Source organism: Novosphingobium sp., from assembly GCF_027531025.1.
GTDB lineage: Bacteria > Pseudomonadota > Alphaproteobacteria > Sphingomonadales > Sphingomonadaceae > Novosphingobium.
The window spans coordinates 122,251-138,586 of record NZ_JAPZQX010000004.1; the positions used below are offsets into that span (position 1 = coordinate 122,251).

The 16,336-nt window shown below is 67.0% G+C and carries 19 protein-coding genes; 6 read left to right on the plus strand and 13 right to left on the minus strand.

Features of this window, described 5'->3' with window-relative positions:
• Positions 1 to 8 precede the first annotated feature (8 nt).
• Both O9281_RS07185 and O9281_RS07190 read left to right on the plus strand, forming a co-directional pair.
• Positions 9 to 2,858, plus strand: a complete 2,850-nt coding sequence (locus tag O9281_RS07185; RefSeq protein ID WP_298184127.1) for a DUF2339 domain-containing protein — start codon at positions 9 to 11, stop codon at positions 2,856 to 2,858.
• Between the two features lie 2 nt (positions 2,859 to 2,860).
• Positions 2,861 to 4,201 (plus strand): DUF3999 family protein, encoded by a 1,341-nt coding sequence (locus O9281_RS07190; RefSeq protein WP_298184641.1) that lies wholly within the window; start codon positions 2,861 to 2,863, stop codon positions 4,199 to 4,201.
• Here O9281_RS07190 and yihA read toward each other — a convergent pair.
• The 6 genes from yihA to O9281_RS07220 all read right to left on the minus strand — a co-directional run bounded on the left by yihA (position 4,198) and on the right by O9281_RS07220 (position 8,220).
• Positions 4,198 to 4,839 carry a ribosome biogenesis GTP-binding protein YihA/YsxC gene (yihA, locus tag O9281_RS07195; protein WP_298184128.1) on the minus strand — a complete coding sequence of 214 codons (642 nt, stop codon included), beginning with the start codon at positions 4,837 to 4,839 and terminating at the stop codon, positions 4,198 to 4,200. The two genes, O9281_RS07190 and yihA, sit on opposite strands and share 4 nt — an antisense overlap.
• A 1-nt stretch (position 4,840) precedes the next feature.
• The gene (yidC, locus tag O9281_RS07200; RefSeq protein ID WP_298184129.1) at positions 4,841 to 6,628 is read right to left on the minus strand and encodes a membrane protein insertase YidC; all 1,788 of its coding nucleotides are present in this window, start codon (positions 6,626 to 6,628) and stop codon (positions 4,841 to 4,843) included.
• A gap of 55 nt (positions 6,629 to 6,683) precedes the next feature.
• The gene (yidD, locus tag O9281_RS07205; RefSeq protein ID WP_147089302.1) at positions 6,684 to 6,893 is read right to left on the minus strand and encodes a membrane protein insertion efficiency factor YidD; all 210 of its coding nucleotides are present in this window, start codon (positions 6,891 to 6,893) and stop codon (positions 6,684 to 6,686) included.
• Complete coding sequence (rnpA, locus tag O9281_RS07210) at positions 6,890 to 7,252, minus strand: ribonuclease P protein component (protein ID WP_298184131.1); 363 nt, start codon at positions 7,250 to 7,252, stop codon at positions 6,890 to 6,892. Before rnpA ends, yidD begins: the two co-directional genes overlap by 4 nt.
• 14 nt (positions 7,253 to 7,266) lie before the next feature.
• Positions 7,267 to 7,401 (minus strand): 50S ribosomal protein L34, encoded by a 135-nt coding sequence (gene rpmH / locus O9281_RS07215; protein ID WP_039336437.1) that lies wholly within the window; start codon positions 7,399 to 7,401, stop codon positions 7,267 to 7,269.
• A gap of 102 nt (positions 7,402 to 7,503) precedes the next feature.
• The gene (locus O9281_RS07220; protein WP_298184139.1) at positions 7,504 to 8,220 is read right to left on the minus strand and encodes an alpha/beta hydrolase; all 717 of its coding nucleotides are present in this window, start codon (positions 8,218 to 8,220) and stop codon (positions 7,504 to 7,506) included.
• A gap of 104 nt (positions 8,221 to 8,324) precedes the next feature.
• Here O9281_RS07220 and O9281_RS07225 point away from each other — a divergent pair, with 104 nt between their 5' ends.
• A complete protein-coding gene (locus O9281_RS07225) occupies positions 8,325 to 9,833 on the plus strand; it encodes a YifB family Mg chelatase-like AAA ATPase (RefSeq protein WP_298184141.1) in 1,509 nt (502 codons plus the stop codon).
• A 4-nt stretch (positions 9,834 to 9,837) separates the two neighbouring features.
• On the opposite strand, the gene O9281_RS07230 is transcribed toward O9281_RS07225, so the two are convergent.
• Positions 9,838 to 10,335: a helix-turn-helix domain-containing protein gene (locus tag O9281_RS07230; protein ID WP_298184143.1), complete on the minus strand. Its 498-nt coding sequence runs from the start codon at positions 10,333 to 10,335 to the stop codon at positions 9,838 to 9,840.
• Positions 10,336 to 10,560: 225 nt separating this feature from the next.
• On the opposite strand from O9281_RS07230, the gene O9281_RS07235 reads away from it, so the two are divergent.
• A complete protein-coding gene (locus O9281_RS07235; protein WP_298184144.1) occupies positions 10,561 to 10,911 on the plus strand; it encodes a hypothetical protein in 351 nt (116 codons plus the stop codon).
• 106 nt (positions 10,912 to 11,017) lie between these two features.
• On the opposite strand, the gene O9281_RS07240 is transcribed toward O9281_RS07235, so the two are convergent.
• From O9281_RS07240 to galE, 3 genes are all read right to left on the minus strand, one after another.
• Positions 11,018 to 11,632: an HAD family hydrolase gene (locus O9281_RS07240; RefSeq protein ID WP_298184145.1), complete on the minus strand. Its 615-nt coding sequence runs from the start codon at positions 11,630 to 11,632 to the stop codon at positions 11,018 to 11,020.
• 99 nt (positions 11,633 to 11,731) lie between these two features.
• Positions 11,732 to 11,857: a type B 50S ribosomal protein L36 gene (ykgO, locus tag O9281_RS07245; RefSeq protein WP_003046794.1), complete on the minus strand. Its 126-nt coding sequence runs from the start codon at positions 11,855 to 11,857 to the stop codon at positions 11,732 to 11,734.
• Between the two features lie 68 nt (positions 11,858 to 11,925).
• Entirely contained in the window at positions 11,926 to 12,933 is a 1,008-nt protein-coding gene (galE, locus tag O9281_RS07250; protein WP_298184148.1) for a UDP-glucose 4-epimerase GalE, read from the minus strand.
• A 102-nt stretch (positions 12,934 to 13,035) separates the two neighbouring features.
• On the opposite strand from galE, the gene O9281_RS07255 reads away from it, so the two are divergent.
• Positions 13,036 to 13,632, plus strand: coding sequence for a DUF4136 domain-containing protein (locus O9281_RS07255; protein WP_298184150.1), 597 nt, complete (start codon positions 13,036 to 13,038; stop codon positions 13,630 to 13,632).
• Positions 13,629 to 14,762, plus strand: coding sequence for a M14-type cytosolic carboxypeptidase (locus O9281_RS07260; protein WP_298184152.1), 1,134 nt, complete (start codon positions 13,629 to 13,631; stop codon positions 14,760 to 14,762). The genes O9281_RS07255 and O9281_RS07260 overlap by 4 nt, the downstream gene beginning before the upstream one ends.
• Here O9281_RS07260 and O9281_RS07265 read toward each other — a convergent pair.
• The 3 genes from O9281_RS07265 to O9281_RS07275 all read right to left on the minus strand — a co-directional run bounded on the left by O9281_RS07265 (position 14,759) and on the right by O9281_RS07275 (position 16,320).
• Positions 14,759 to 15,115 (minus strand): VOC family protein, encoded by a 357-nt coding sequence (locus O9281_RS07265; protein WP_298184153.1) that lies wholly within the window; start codon positions 15,113 to 15,115, stop codon positions 14,759 to 14,761. The two genes, O9281_RS07260 and O9281_RS07265, sit on opposite strands and share 4 nt — an antisense overlap.
• 65 nt (positions 15,116 to 15,180) lie before the next feature.
• Entirely contained in the window at positions 15,181 to 15,603 is a 423-nt protein-coding gene (locus O9281_RS07270; RefSeq protein WP_298184155.1) for a cytidine deaminase, read from the minus strand.
• Between the two features lie 18 nt (positions 15,604 to 15,621).
• On the minus strand, positions 15,622 to 16,320 hold the full coding sequence (locus O9281_RS07275; RefSeq protein ID WP_298184157.1) for a glycoside hydrolase family 25 protein: 699 nt from the start codon (positions 16,318 to 16,320) through the stop codon (positions 15,622 to 15,624).
• Positions 16,321 to 16,336 lie beyond the last annotated feature (16 nt).

Sequence of the window (16,336 nt, forward strand, 5' to 3'; positions counted from 1 at the left end):
GGCTGGCGATGAGACTCTGGGGTGCAACCTGTGGCGCGCTGCTCGGCTGGCTGGCCGCCGATTTCGAACCCTTCGGGCTGATCGTCGGCGGCTTGTTCGGCCTGCTGGCCGGGCTGTGGCTGCACAGTTCGGTTGAAGGGCTGGCCCGGGCGACGCTCAAGCGGATCGTCGATGCCGAGCTGAAGGATTACATCGCCGACCAGATCGAGCTGGCGCTGGCGGCCCGCGCAGTGGCCCCGCCGCCCGCTCCGGCTGCGCCCGCGCCGCAAGCCAGTGTTCCCGTCACCCGCCGTGCTGCTGCCAAGGAGGCGATTCCCGCCGCCGCACTGGCCGCGCCACCCCCGCCACCCCCGCCAGCCGCGCCGGAAGCCGAGTTGCCGCCAGCCGAACCGAGCGCGATCGAGCGCGGGATCGGCGCGGTGCGCGACTGGTTCCTGGGCGGCAACACGATCGTCCGGGTCGGCCTGGTCATCCTGTTCGTCGGGCTGAGCTTCCTTGCCCGCTATGCCGCTGCCGCCGGGCTGTTCCCGATCGAGCTGCGCCTGGCGCTGGTCGGCGCGGCCGGGATCGGGCTGCTGGCGGTAGGTTTCAACCGCCGGATCGAACGGCCCGAGTTCGGCCTGGCCTTGCAGGGCGGCGGCGTGGCCGTGCTTTACCTGACGGTCTTCGCCGCCGCGCGGGTGTTCGAGGTGATGCCGCCGCTCGCCGCTTTCGGCCTGATGGTGGTGATCGCCGCGCTGGGCTGTGCGCTGGCGCTGCTCCAGGATTCGCGCGCCATGGCGCTCTTGTCCTTTGCCGGGGGCTTCGCCGTGCCGGTGTTGCTGGGCGGGGAGAGCGAGACGCCCTTGGCGCTGTTCACCTATGGAACCGTGCTGAACCTTGCGATCCTGGTCATTGCCCGCTGGAAATCGTGGCGGCCGCTTAACCTGCTGGGCTTCTTCGCCAGCTTCGGCATTGGTGGGCTCTGGGCTGCGACCAGCTATGTCCCGGTGCATTTCTGGTACTGCCAGGTGTTCCTGGCGCTGACCGTGGCGATCTACCTCGTCACCGCGATCCTCTATGCCCACAACACGCCGGGCAAGTTCGGCCTCGCGGCGGATTCGACCCTGCTGTTCGGTACGGCGCTGGTTGGATTCGGGATGCAGGCGCAGCTGGTGGCAGATCGGCCCTTTGGCCAGGCCTATGCCGCGCTGGTCTTTGGCGCGGTCTATGTCGCGCTGGCGGCCTGGGTCTGGCGCAAACCGCGACCCGAAACGCGGGTGCTGGGCGAATGCCTGATCGCGATCGGGGTGGGCTTCGTCACCCTCGCGATCCCGCTGGCGCTCGATGTTCGCTGGACCGGCTCGGCCTGGGCGCTCGAAGGCCTCGCCGCCTTCTGGGTGGGCATGCGCCAGGCCCGCTGGATGCCGCGCGCCTTTGGCCTGCTGCTGGTGGCAGTGGCGGCGGGGATTGCCCTGGTCACGCTGGAGCCGAACGTGGCCGCGCTGCCGCTGGCCAACAATGCCTTTGTCGAACTGGTGCTGGTCGCCGGGCCGCTACTGGCACTGGCCTGGTGGCTGCGGCGCGACTTGCCGCACAGCGGATCATGGCTGGCCAAGGGCTATGCCCCGATCGAGCGCGGGCTGGAAAAGCCGGTGTTCCTTGGCGGTTTCGTCTTCACCTGCCTCGCGCTAGTGCAGGAAGTGACGCGCGCCCGGCCCGATCCGGCCAATGCCGAGCTGATCGTGCCGATCTTCACCATGACCATGCAGCAACTGGTGCTGACGCTTGCCGTTCTGGCGGCCATGGCCCTGGCGCTGTGGGTGGCGCGCCGCACCGCCTGGCCGGTGGCGGGCTGGCCGGCGCGGCTGGCCGTGCCGCTGGCGCTGGTCACGCTGCTGCTGCAGGTGGGCGCGGGCAACTTCGTGCTGACCTGGCCGGAAGTGCTGCCCTGGGCGGGGGTACTGGGGCTGGTTGGCTGGGTTCTGTACCAGACCGATGCCCTGCCCGAAGCCGCCCCCGGTACCCGCCTGTCAGGCTGGCAGGCGCTGGCCCATGCCGGCACTGTCTGGCTGCTGGCCGGGATCCTCGCCAATTCGCTGTACCTCGGGATCGACCGGGCCGACCTGTGGGAGACCTCGTGGGCCGGGGTGGCCTTCCTGGTGGCGGGCACGCTGGCGCTGTTCGCGCTGGTTCGTGCCGGGGATTGGCAGCGCAGCGGGGCTGCCCCGGCGCAGGTCTGGCCGCTGGCCCGCCACGGCGCGGCCTGGTGGTGGATTGCCGCCCTGCCGCTGGCGCTGCTGGTGCTGGGCGGGGCCTTCGGTATTGCCCTGCTGGCCGAAGGGGTAACCGCTCCGCTACCCTATGTTCCGCTGCTCAACCCGGTTGACCTGTCAGTCCTGCTGGCCCTGGCGGCGCTGGCGCTGTGGCGGAACATGGCAATCGCTGCCCGCCCGTCGCCCGATGGCGCCGATATGCTGAAGGGGCCAGTCGCCCCAGCGATCGGCGCCCTGCTGGGCTTTGTCGCGGTCAACGCGATCTGGCTGCGGACCGCCCATCACTGGCTCGATGTGCCGTGGCACGCCGCCACCCTGACCGACAGCCCGGTGGTCCAGGCGGGCCTCTCGATCCTGTGGACGCTGCTGGCCATGGCGCTGATGCTGCTGGCCAAGCGCCGCGCGCTGCGCCCGCTGTGGCTGCTTGGCGCCGGGCTGCTGGCGCTGGTGGTGGCCAAGCTGCTGCTGGTCGACATGTCGAGTGCCGAAGGGTGGCAACGGATCGTGACTTTCATCGCCGTGGGGATCCTGATGCTGGTGATCGGCTATTTCGTGCCGCTGCCGCCGCGCCGGGATGAGACAGCAGAGGAGCGCAAGCCTTGAAGATGCTCGATGCCCGTCGCTTCCTTGCGCCGGTGATCCTCTCACTGGTTGTGCTGGGCGGATGCGGCAAGGCGCCGACCGCTGATCCCAACCGGCTGGAAAGCTATGCCCGGAGCTGGTTCATCACTCCTGCAGAAGGAAAGGCCGAGCAGCAGCTGAGCCTGCCTGCCGAAACACTTCTGACGCTCAAGACGCACGATCTTGGGGATCTGCGATTGTTTGATGGGGCGGGGCGCCCCCTGCCGGCGGCCTTGTTCAAGGAGGCAGAGGAACGCAGCCGGCTGCAATTGATGAAGTCCTATCCGGTGCTGGGGACCGAGGTGCCGCGCGAAGCGGGCGTGGCCTTGATCATTGCCCCCGACCAGGTTGCCCGGGCGGTTGGCGTGGCCCGGGCCCCGGGCAGGGAGCGCCAGGTGGCACTATTGGTCGACAGCCGGGAAGTGGGCCGGCGCGTGCTTGGCGTGCAGATTTCGGCAAACCTGCCGTTGCAGCGGCCGGTAACCTTTCGCGCCGCCGCGAGCAGCGACCTCAAGACCTGGGAACTGCTGGGTGAAAAGACCCTCTTTCGAACCGATGCCGATGGTAGCCAGCTTGAACAGGGGCGGCTGCCACTGGGCGGGGTGACGCTGAAGGATCGCTATCTCCAGATCACCTGGGATGCTGTCGATGGTGTTTCGGTGATGGGTGCCCAGCTGATCACCGGGATCAACCAGGCCCGCCCCAGCGTGACGCTCAGCACATCTGGTGCAAGGCTTGAGGGCACGCACGAACTGCGCTTTTCGCTGCCTGACGGGGGGCACTTCCCGGCTGCGGTCGAACTTGAGTTGACTGGCAACGAAGGCGTCCTGCCGGTCGAATTCTTTTCGCGCCGCGATCCGGAAGCCCCCTGGCAGCGGATCGAGGGGACAACCCTGCGCAGCGGCATGCGGCTGGGCAACCGGCTTACCTTTGATGCCGCGACCGGCCGCGAGTTTCGCATCGTGGCCGACAAACGCACGGGCGGCTTTGCCGCCCTGCCGCGCGTGATCCTTCATTATGCCGAAGTGGTCATGTTGACCCGGTTCAATGGCAAGCCGCCCTATCGGCTGGCTGCCGGCCTGGCCGGGGCGCCGCGCAACCTGCTGACCCCCGCCGACATTGTCCCGCAGGGTAACCCAGTCGACCTGCCGCGCGCCACGGTCACCAGTGGACCGCTGCCCAGGGTTGAGATCGGCCCGGTTGCTTCGGCCGGTCCGCTCAGCGGACGCAAGGCGGCCATGTGGCTGGTGCTGCTGGGCGGCGTTGTCGTGCTGGGGCTTGCAGTCGTGCGCTTGCTGCGCCGTCAGACGGCGGCAGAAGATTAGGTTTCCAGCGCGTCCTGCATCACGGCGGCGCGCAGTTCGGGAATGCCCATGCCTTTTTCGGCCGAGGTCACGTGGACCAGCGGATAGGCGGCCGAATGCTTGCGCGCCTCGGCCTCGGTCGCGGCGGTCACGGCGGCCAGTTCACTGGCCTTGATCTTGTCCGCCTTGGTCAGGACGATGCGATAGCCGACGGCGGCCTGGTCGAGCATTTCCATCATCTCGGCATCGACGGGCTTCACCCCGTGGCGGCTGTCGATCAGCAACATGGTGCGCTTCAGCACCACCCGCCCGCGCAGGAAATCGCGGACCAGCCGCTTCCACTGTTCGACCACCCGGGGCGGGGCCTTGGCATAGCCATAGCCGGGCATGTCGACCAGGCGGAAGGTCAGCGGATTGCCCACGTCGAAGAAGTTCAGTTCCTGGGTGCGGCCCGGCGTGACCGAGGCACGGGCCAGCGACTTGCGCCCGGTCAGCGCGTTGATCAGGCTCGACTTGCCGACGTTGGAACGGCCCGAGAAGGCGATCTCCGGCACGTCCGGATCGGGCAGGAACTGCAGCCCCGGTGCGCTCTTCAGGAACTCGATCGGCCCCGCGAACAGGCGCCGCGCCCGTTCGACGGGATCGTCTTCGGTTTCCATCTCAGCTCTTCCGTTCGCGCGCCCGCTTGGCGTCCGCCGCTTCCTTGGCCGCCTGCTCCTTGAGCTGCGGGTGCTTGGAATAGAGGTACTTCTGCTGGGCGATCGTCAGGATGTTCGAGGTGATCCAGTAGATCAGCAGGCCGGCCGCGAACGGCGCCATGATGACCATCATCAGCCAGGGCATGATCGCGAAGACCTGTTCCTGGATCGGGTCCATCGGTGCCGGGTTCAGCTTGAACTGCAGCCACATGGTGATGCCCAGCAGGATTGCCAGCACACCGATCCCCAGGAACGCGGGCACGGTGAAGTCAAGCAGGCCGAACAGGTTGAAGATATGCAGCGGATCGGGCGCGGAAAGGTCCTTGATCCACAGCGCGAAGGGCTGGTGGCGCATTTCCACCGCCAGGATCAGCACCTTGTAGAGCGCGAAGAATACCGGGATCTGCAGGAAGATCGGCAGGCACCCGGCCAGCGGGTTGACGCCCTCCTTCTTGTAGAGCGCCATGATTTCTTCCTGCTGCTTGGGCCGGTCGTCCTTGTAGCGTTCCTGGATCGCCTTCATCTTGGGCTGGATCGCGCGCATCGCCGCCATGCTGGCGAACTGCTTCTGCGCGATCGGGAACATGATGCCGCGCACTATCACGGTCAGCAGGATGATCGCGACGCCGAAGTTGCCGACCGTGCGGAACAGCGCTTCGAGCAGCATGAACAGCGGGCGTTCGAACCAGCGGAACCAGCCCCAGTCGATCGCCAGGCCGAAATTGGCGATGCCTTCCGCCTCATAGCGGTCGAGCACCTTCATTTCCTTGGCCCCGGCGAACAGCTTGGTCGTGCGGGTCAGCGCCTGGCCAGGCGCGACCGTGCTGGCCGGATAGAACATGTTGGCCAGGAAGATGTCGTTGCCGATCGCGCGGAAGTCGCTCGATGCCTTGGCCCGGGTATCCGGGATCAGGGTCGACATCCAGTAGACGTCGGTGAAGCCGAACCAGTTGGCGCTGCCTTCGTTCTCGACCTGGGCCTTGGGCGCTTCGGCGACATCGTCATAGTCGATGCCGTAATTCACCACTTCGTCGAAAGCGCCGAAGGGGCCGGCATGGACGTTGAAGCTGTCAACCGCGGCGGTCTTCTTCGTGCGGTTGATCTGGGCAACCGGCTGGACCGAAACCGGAGCGGTACCGGCATTGCTGACGCCCTGGTCGACGGTGATCATGTAATCGGCGTCGATCTTGTAGGTCAGGGTGAAGGTGGTGCCCGCCGGGTTGGTCCAGGTGAGCGTGACCGGGGTGTCAGGTGTCAGCTTGGTGCCTGCGGGGGCACTCCACAGGGTCTGTTGTCCGGGCACCTGGCCAGCTTCGCCGACCCAGCCGAACTGCGCGAAGTGCTGGGCCGGGGTGCCGGCCGGCGAGAAGATCCGCTGCGGCCCGCTGTCCTTGTCGACTGTGGCGGTATGGCGCACGGTCACCAGGTCATCGATCACGCCGCCAACCGGGTTGATCGAGCCGGTCAGCCCCGGCGCGGTGATCGCGATGCGGTTCGGAGCGGCCAGCAAGGTCTTGATATCGCGGGCCTCCTGGGCAATGTCGGCCGGGTTCAGCAGGCCACCCTCACGGGTCGGCTTGATCGCCTCGGCACTTTCCGGCGTGGCGGAAGCGCTCGCGCTGGCAGTCGCCGTCGGCTTGGGCTTGCCCGCGTCGGGATAGAAATAGCGGATGCCCGTATCCCAGCCAAACAGCAGCAGCGCGCTCAGCACCACGGCCAGGATCAGGTTGCGCTGGTTCTGGTTTTCCAAGGAAATGCCCCTAGTCGTCTCAAGTCATGTCAGGTGGCGTGCCGGCCGATGCAATTCAAGGCACCGGATCATAGCCATGCCCGCCCCACGGGTGGCAGCGCATTAGCCGCTTCGCCGCCAGCCAGCCACCCTTAATCGCGCCGTATTTCTCCACCGCCTGGATCGCATATTCCGAGCATGACGGCGCATAGCGGCACGAAGGTGGCAGGATCCGCGAAGGGCCCAGTTGCCAGCCGCGGGCGATCAGGATCAGCAGCCGCTTCATTTGCGCGGTCCGGGGCGCTTGCGCGGGGGATCGCCCTTGCCCTCGGCCGCGCGGGCGAGCGCTGCGGCCAGTTCGGTGCGGAGCAGGGCGAAATCCCGCTCAACCCCGCCTTCGCGGCCGATCAGCACATGGTCGTGATCCGGCAGCCCGGCACCGGGCAGCAGCTCGCGCAGCAGGGCGCGGAAGCGGCGCTTCATGCGGTTGCGCACCACCGCATTGCCGATCTTCTTGGTAACGGTGATGCCATAGCGCAGGCCCTGGGCCTGATTCGGGTGCGCCAAAAGCACGAAACCGGGGCGTGCTATGCGCAAGCCCCGGTTGGCAGCCAGAAAATCAGCCCGCCGCGTAAGGACGGACATGACCGGCGATTCGCTCAGGCGGACAGCTTCTTGCGGCCACGCGCGCGGCGGGCGGCGAGGACCTTGCGGCCGCCAACAGTGGCCGTGCGGGCGCGGAAGCCGTGGCGGCGGGCGCGAACAAGGTTGCTGGGCTGGAAGGTGCGCTTCATGGTAACCTCGAAAATCCGAACAAAAAGGGCCGCCTGTGGGGCGACCGCATCACAGGGGCGGGCCGTTAAGTCAGGTTGCGGACAGAGTCAAGCGCCGCGGCCTCAATCAAGCCGCACCCAGCGGCCCATTTCCGTGCCCGACAGCCACTTTGCCGCGCTGAACGGGACCGAGTTGGTCATGGCGTAGAAGGCCTGGGCCTGGGCCGGAGCCATGCCCATCTCGCGGTAGTAATCCAGATAGGCCCGATTCTCCGGCGCGTCGGCAGGATAGTCCTTCGCCTCGCGGCCATCCTCGTCAGCCCAGGAATGGACCGCGAATTCCGCCGCCGGGTCGGCAAAGCGGCGCGCGCCGGCCAGGAACAGCTCGACCCCGCCCGACCGGACCGAGCCATCCGCCGGAACGAAGGTGGCGATGCCGCGGGCCCGGACCATCCGCCCCAGCTTCAGGTTGGCGCGATCGTCCTCGGTGCCGGGGCAATCGATCATCTCGATCAGGCCAATGCCGGGAAAGGCCCGCAACATGGCTTCGAACTGAGCCGGGCTGCGGCTGTCGGTCACGTCAACCAGCGCGGCCCGGGTGGCATCGAGTACCCGGAATGGGCCGAAAGCGGCGATCCCGCGCGGCTCTGCGGCGGGTGCGAGCGCGACGAAGCGCTCCGAGCCGGCCGGTTCGCTCACCACTTCCTCGGTGATGGTTTCCACCACCACGGTCTGCGCCCGCAGCGGCTGGGTCGCGCAGGCGATCAGGGCCAGGAACAGGACGATCAGGCGTGGCATGGTGTCAGCCTTGTCGCGCGCGCGGGCTTGCCGCTTTGCCAAGGTAATGGGTTAAGTTCGGGTAACCGGCAAAAATGGTGCGGCTTTCGCTCGACAGGGCGGCCCCGGCGCGGCATCACAAGTCCCTGACAACAAGGGGATTCTGCTTGGTCGCGCTGGTTCAGACAGTCGCCTATCTCGGGCTTGAGGCGCGCGGCGTTGAAGTGCAGTGCCAGATCGCGCCGGGCCTGCCGCGGTTCAACCTGGTCGGCCTGCCCGACAAGGCGGTCAACGAAAGCCGCGAACGGGTCCATGCCGCGCTCGCCGCGATGGGGCTGGCCCTGCCGCCCAAGCGAATCACGATCAACCTGTCTCTGGCGGACCTGCCCAAGGAAGGCTCACACTATGACCTGCCGATCGCCCTCGCGCTGCTGGCCGCGATGGGCGTGACCGATGCCGAGCAACTTGGCGATTTCGTTGCCGTGGGTGAACTCGCGCTCGATGGCCGGGTCGTGGCCAGCCCCGGCGTGCTGCTCGCGGCACTCCATGCCTCGAGTGCGGACAAGGGACTGATCTGCCCGGCGGCACAAGGGGGCGAGGCGCGCTGGGCCAGCGGGGTGCCGGTGCTGGCCGCGCCGGATCTCGTCAGCCTGCTCAACCACCTCAAGGGCACCACCCGCCTGCCGGAACCCCAGCCGGGCGAGGTGGAAGCCGCCGCGCCGGGGCCGGACCTGAAGCAGGTCAAGGGCCAGGAAGTGGCCAAGCGTGCGCTAGAGATTGCCGCGGCCGGCGGACACAACCTGCTGATGATCGGGCCGCCCGGCGCAGGGAAAAGCCTGATGGCGGCCTGCCTGCCCGGCATCCTGCCGCCACTCAGTGCGGCCGAGGCGCTGGAGGTGTCGATGGTCGCCTCCGTTGCGGGGACGCTCGAAGAAGGGCGGATCAGCCGGGCCCGGCCGTTCCGTTCGCCGCATCACTCGGCATCGATGGCGGCGCTTACCGGCGGGGGCCTCAGGGTCAAGCCGGGCGAGGTCAGTCTGGCGCATCTGGGGGTGCTGTTCCTTGATGAACTGCCCGAGTTTCAGCGCGCGGTGCTCGATTCGCTGCGCCAGCCGCTGGAAACCGGGGTGGTCGATGTGGCGCGCGCCAATGCCCACGTGACCTTTCCGGCGCGGGTCCAGCTGGTCGCGGCCATGAACCCGTGCCGCTGCGGCTACCTGGGCGATCCGGCGCTGGGATGCAGCCGCGCGCCGCGTTGCGGGGCCGATTACCAGGCCAAGGTCTCCGGGCCGATGCTTGACCGGATTGACCTGCATGTCGAAGTCGATCCGGTCAGCGCGGCCGACCTGGCCCTGCCGCCCCCGGCCGAAGGCAGCGCGGAAGTGGCCGCGCGGGTCGCGGCGGCGCGGCGCGAGCAGGAACAACGGCTGAGCGGGACCGGCAAGCGCAGCAATGCCGAACTCGACGGCGATCTGCTTGAGCGCCACGCCACGCCGGACGAGGCCGGACGCAAGCTGCTGATGCAGGCGGCGGAGGCCATGCGGCTATCGGCGCGTGGCTATACGCGGATGCTGCGGGTGGCGCGGACCATTGCGGACCTGGCGGGTAGCGCCGGAATCGGGCGCATCCATGTGGCGGAAGCGCTCAGTTATCGGCGGGTGGTGGGCCGCAGCTAGCGGGTCAGAGTGCCCGGATCGTCGCCGGAGCGCTCTCGGTCGGCCAGTTGACCTCAGCCTGGTCGCGCCATTCCAGCTCCATCGGGCTCAGTTCGCGGCCATCGTGGGCACGGATCGCAATCGGCTGGATTGGACGACCATCGCGCTCGTCGCAGAGGACCGGGTTCGAGGGGACGCCGGCGCCGTACTTCTCTCCCCACTGGCGCAGGGCCAGCATCGCGGGCAGCAGGTCGAGCCCCTTCTCGGTCAGGCGGTATTCGATCTTGCGGCGGTCGTCGGGCAGGGCCTGGCGCTTCATGATGCCGTGTTCGACCAGCCGGGCCAGCCGGTTCGAGAGAATGTTGCGCGCGATCCCCAGGGCGCCCAGAAACTCCTCGAAATGATGCAGCCCATTGAAAGCGGCGCGAAGGATCATAAATGACCACCGCTCGCCCATCACTTCCAGTGCGGCGGGCAGGCCACAGTTGTTTGACTCATCGAGCGGTTCGCGAAGCTTACCCATCATCATCCCCTTGGCCCCTCGGACCATTCCCCTGGTGGTATCCTACCCAAAACCGTCTCGGTTGCCGACAAGAAAATCTTTGCTGCACCGCACAGTTTCGAGTTGCAACTGAAAACCTATACTGATAGGTAGTGATTCGCAACGCAAATCGGTGTCTCCCTCCCAGGACCCTTTCGATCCCTGCGTGCAACGACGAAACCGAACGTTACCCAAAGGGGAATTGATATGCTGACCGCTACCGCCAATCCGCTCTCGCGCACGCTGCTTGCTGCGGGCCTTGCGCTCGTCGGCACGGTGACCAGCTTTGCCGCCACCACCAACACCGCCCACGCCCAGAGCGCCGCGCGCGTTTACACCGCCACCCTGGCGACCGCGGTCGAAGCCCCGGCCCGCAAGGTGGTCAATGGCGTGCAGTGGAGCTGCACCGGCACCGAATGCACCGGCCGCGTCGATGGCGCTGCCCCGATCAACACCTGCGCCCGGGTCGCCAAGGCCTTTGGTCAGGTCACCAAGTTCGCCACCCCCAAGGGCGAATTCGACGCCGACAAGCTCGCGCGTTGTAACGCGGCCGCCTGACGCACGAACCGGGGCCGCCCCCACTCCGCGGTCCCCGGGCAGGCATTCCTTACAGCCCCCCATAGCTGGGCCTCTGTCGCAAGACGGAGGCCCTCTTTTTTGTGGTTCAGTCGATCAGGCCGTGCGCGCGCAGTTCGGCTGCCAGCTGCCCGGCTTCGGTGAAGTGGTGGGCGTTCCAGCCACAGTCGCGGGCCGAGATCACGTTGGGCAGGCTGTCATCGATGAACAGCATGGCTTCCGGCGCATGGCCGAACCGGCGCTGGGCCAGATGGTAGATCGCCGGATCGGGCTTGGCGAGTTTCTCTACCCCCGAAACGATGATGTCACGGAACCGGTCGAGCAGCGGAAAGGTCGGGCGGAATCCCGCCCAGGTATCGGCCCCGAAATTGGTGATCGCGTAAAGCGGCACGCCGGCCGCGTGCAGCGCCTCGACCAGTTCGGGGCTGCCTGGGACAGGGCCGGGCACCGTATCGTTGAACCGGTCCAGCCAGGCGCGGATCAGGTGAGCATGGTCGGGAAACTCGGCGCTGCGGGCGGCGATCATTTCCTCCGCATCGCGGCCAGCATCGTGTTCGCCGTGCCAGGAGAGCGGGATCACCTCTTCCATGAACCAGGCGCGTTCGGCCGGATCGGGGATCAGTTCGCGGAAGGGCAGATCGCGTTCCCATTCGACCAGCACCTTGCCGACGTCGAACACCACGGCCTCGATTCGCTGGGTCATGAACGGTTCCCCTGGGTCAAAATGACTTCGGCCCGCGCTCCGGATGGGAGGCGGGCCGATCTATGTCCAGCGCGGGGGCCATGCCCCGCACCGCCGGGCTTAGCCCTGGCGCGCCTTGAAGCGGCGGTTGGTCTTGTTGATCACATAGGTCCGGCCACGGCGGCGGATCACGCGGTTGTCCCGGTGGCGGTCCTTGAGCGACTTGAGGCTGTTGCGAATCTTCATGTGGTCCTCGGGGCGGCATGGTGCCGCTGAAATTGAAGGTGCGCCGTTAGGGGCGAGTCATCCCAAAGTCAACTCTCGGCGCGGATTTCCGTAAGCTTGCGTTCCCATTGCAGCGCATGGGCCACGATCGTATCGAGATCGGCATATTGCGGCACCCAGGGCAGGGTCGCCTTGATCCGCGCATTGTCGGAAATCAGCGAATCGGGATCGCCCGCACGGCGGGGCGAAAGTGTGCGCCGGATCGTGCGGTTGGTCACCCGGTCGACTGCATCGAGTACTTCGAGCACCGAAAAGCCCCGGCCATAGCCGCAGTTCATGGTCAGGGAGCGGTGCGGCTGCTCGATCAGCGCTTCCAGCGCCAACACATGGGCGGCGGCGAGGTCCGAGACGTGGATATAGTCGCGCACGCCGGTGCCATCGGGGGTGGCATAGTCGGTGCCGAACACTTCGACGCCTTCGCGCTTGCCCAGCGCGGCTTCGACCGCCACCTTGATCAGGTGGGTTGCCCCGGCGGTCGATTGCCCGGTCCGGGCCTGCGGATCGGCCCCGGCCACGTTGAAATAGCGCAGTGCGCAGAAGTTCAGCGGGTGCGCACGGGCAACATCGCCGAGCATGATCTCGGTCATCAGCTTGGACATGCCATAAGGGTTGATCGGTGCCTTGGGGCTGTCCTCGTGCACCGGCGAAACTTCCGGCACGCCATAGGTTGCGGCGGTGGAGCTGAAGATGAAATGCGGCACCCCGGCGCGCACCGCTGCCTCGATCAGGGCGCGGCTCTTGGCGGTGTTGTTGTGATAGTACTTCAGCGGGTTCTCGACCGATTCAGGGACGATGATCGACCCAGCGAAATGCATCACCGCCCTGATGCCCTGTTCGGCAAAGATCCGGGCCAGCAGCGCCGAGTCTTCGATATCGCCTTCGTAAAGCGGCACACCATCCGGCACGGCAAAGCGGAAGCCGGTGGTGAGGTTGTCGATCACGGCCACCGGCCAGCCGGCATCCTTGAGGGCGAGCACGGCGTGGCTGCCGATATAGCCGGCACCGCCGGTGACGAGAACGGGAACTTTCTGAACCATGATTCGCCCGCTAGCATGACTGCGCCGGGATTTGCTGCAAGAAACCGAACGCCTTGCCACTTGCCCGCCGCACGCGCATGTTTGGGCCAAAGGAGCGCTGCCATGAAGCACTGTCGAACCGCCCTCGTGATCCTCGCCGCCCTCGCCGTGACGGGCTGCGTCGCGCCGACCGGGCCGGTCGAGGTGACGCGCTTTCACGCGGCGGACATCAGCGCGCTGGGCAAGGGCACGATCGCGGTCGAACCCGCCCCGGGGCAGGATGGGGCCTCGCTCGAATGGAAGACCTACCAGGCCGCGGTGCAGCGCCAGCTGGCCCTACTGGGCTATAGCGAGGCACCGGCCGGGACGATCAGCGGGCAAGTGGCCGAACTGCGGCTGGGGCGCAGCACCTATCGCCCGGACCGGGTGGGCAGCCCGGTCAGTGTCGGGGTAGGCGGATCGACGGGCTCCTATGGCTCGGGCCTGGGCGTGGGCATCGGGATCAACCTGACCCCGCGCCCGGCCGAGCAGGTGGAAACCATGCTCGGCGTGATGATCAAGGACAGGGTTTCCAAGCAAACCTTGTGGGAAGGGCGGGCCAGTTTCACCGTGCGGGCATCGTCCCCGCTGGCCGATACTGCCCTTGGCGCTGCAAAGATGAGCGAAGCCCTGTTCAAGGGCTTTCCCGGACAGTCGGGTGAGACTATCGCGGTGAAATGACTGCAACACCCATCGTGATCGACGCCGCTTTCGACAGCGGCAATATCGAAGTCCGCTCCATCTCCGGCACCACGGCCCGGCTGGCGATCCGCAAGGATCACATGTCGGACTTTGCCCAGTGGTTCCATTTCCGCGTTGGCAATTGTGCCGGGCGCGAGCTTGAACTGAAGATCACCGGCCTTGCCGCCTCGGCCTATCCCGATGGCTGGCCGAACTATCGCGCGGTGGTGAGCGAGGACCGCGAATTCTGGGGCCGCGCCGACAGCAGCTATGACAAGGCCGAGGACGGCGGCACGCTGACGATCCGGTATCGCCCCTCCGCGAACCTGGCCTGGTTCGCCTATTTCGCGCCCTATTCGTGGGAGCGGCACCAGGACCTGATCGCCGGGGCTGCGCTTTCTGCCGGGGTATCGCACCGCGTGCTGGGCCATAGCCTGGATGGCCGGACGATCGATTGCCTGGACCTGGGCGAAGGCGCAACGCAGGTCTGGCTCTATGCCCGCCAGCATCCGGGCGAATCGATGGCCGAATGGTGGATGGAAGGGGCGCTTGATTGCCTGACCGATCCGGCCGATCCGGTCGGCCGTGCGCTGCGGCAGAAGTGCACCTTCCACGTGGTCCCCAATGCCAACCCCGATGGTTCGGTGCGGGGCCACCTGCGGACCAATGCCGTAGGGGTGAACCTCAACCGCGAATGGCATGAGCCGAGTGCAGAGCAATCGCCCGAAGTGCTGTGCATCCGCAATGCGATGGATGAAACCGGCGTCCACTTTGCGATCGACGTGCACGGCGACGAGGCGATCCCGGCAGTCTTCCTGGCCGGGTTCGAGGGGATCCCTTCGTGGACCGCCGAGCTGCAAGGCGGGTTCGATCGCTACAAGGCGATCCTCGCGCGCCGCACGCCCGATTTCCAGACCCGGCTGGGCTATCCGGTCGCGGGCAAGGGCAAGGCCAACCTGGCGATGAGCACCAACCAGCTGGCCGAACGCTATGGCGCGGTTTCGATGACGCTGGAAATGCCGTTCAAGGACAATGCCGACCTGCCCGATCCGGCGCAGGGCTGGTCGCCCGAACGCTCGGCCCAGCTTGGCCGCGATTGCCTCGCCGCGCTGCTGGAGTGGCTGGACTAGGCGGCAGTCCTGCCGACTCTTATCAGCATTCCATTGGGGTCACTGACCGAGAACTCGTAGGTGCCCCAGGGGCGCATCTTCGGATCGCCTGGCTCGATGATCAGGTCGCGTACGCGCTCGGCCACGGCATCGACGTCCTCGACGTAGAGGTAGAGGCCGTAGGGATTGCCCTCGATATCGGGAGGCCAGCCTGGCGCCTGGGTCAAATGAAGGTGCCAGCCGCGATGATCGGCCATGATCTTGTAGTGACCATAGTCGCTGACAGTTTCCAGGCCGAGCCGACAGTAGAATGCTTCGCTGGCGACAATATCGCCGCAAGGAACAATGCTTACCGCGAAGTGCGAGGCTGCCATTTCAACACATTAGCGGCATCATGCACCCGAGGCCAGCCACAGGCAGTACCGGTACCTGGGAGTGCCTAGCCCAGGTTCGCCGGGCCGAAGGCGTGCGGCAGCAAGGCCGACAGGCGCAGTTCCAGCACTTCACCTTCACCTGCGCACCAGATCACCGGATCGGTCTCGCCCAGTTGGGCCAGTTCGTTAAGCACCTGGCGGCAGCGACCGCAGGGGGTGACGGTGGGGCCCGGCTGACCGTGCATCCCGCCGACCACGGCAACCGCCTCAAGTCCACCGCGCCGCCCGTCATTGAGCGCCTTGGATACGGCATTGGTTTCCGCACAGAGCGCCAGGCCATAGCTGGCATTTTCGGCATTGGCCCCGGTGATCACCGCGCCATCGGCAAAGCCCAGCGCCGCGCCGACGTGAAAGTTGGAATAGGGGGCATAGGCCACGGCCTGGGCGGCCTTGGCGGCGGCAATCAGCGTATCGCGATCGTGGGTCATTAGCACACCATAGCCCGGTCAGGGCTGCACGACCACCCAGCGCACCGCCCCGGGCAGGGCCGGGGTCGCCAGCTGGTCGTTGGCGGTCCACAGCGTCCAGGGCCGGCCGGCATAGTCGGGCTGCAGCCAGGTGCGCTCCAGCCAGAGGTTGCGGTCAACCCGCGCGGCGATCCGATAGCGGCGTTCGAACCCGCTCGACAGCTTGAGGATCACCGGCTTGCCGGTATGCGTCTCCACCTGGTTGATGAAGGTGGTCAGCTCGCTTTCGATCGCGGCATCGCTCACCTTGATCGGGCAATCCTCGGCCAGCTGGTCCAGCCAGACCGCGGGGGGCAGCATGGTCGGCTCGCGCGGGACGACCGTAACGAAATTGGCCGCCTGCTTGTCGGCCGGCTGGCACGGGTCATAGCGGTGGACCGCGCCCCATTGCAGCCTGGCCGCCTTGGCCCCTTCCAGGTTCTCGACGAAGGCCGGATCGCGGGCAAAGGCGCTGGCCGAGGCATCGAGATAGGCAAAATCGGTGCCCACCGCTTTCAGCGCGACCCAGTCGACCGGGCCATCCTCGCTCCCCACCTCGACGCCTTGCAGGGGAAAGGCCGCGCGCGGCGGGGTCCAGCTGGACAGGTGCCACCACCCCCAGCCCGCGCCGACCAGCGCAAGCAGCAGCGCCACGCCGGCAAGACGCAGCCGCCAGCGGCCGGGTTTTCTTCTAGCCATGATGTTTCGCGAACCC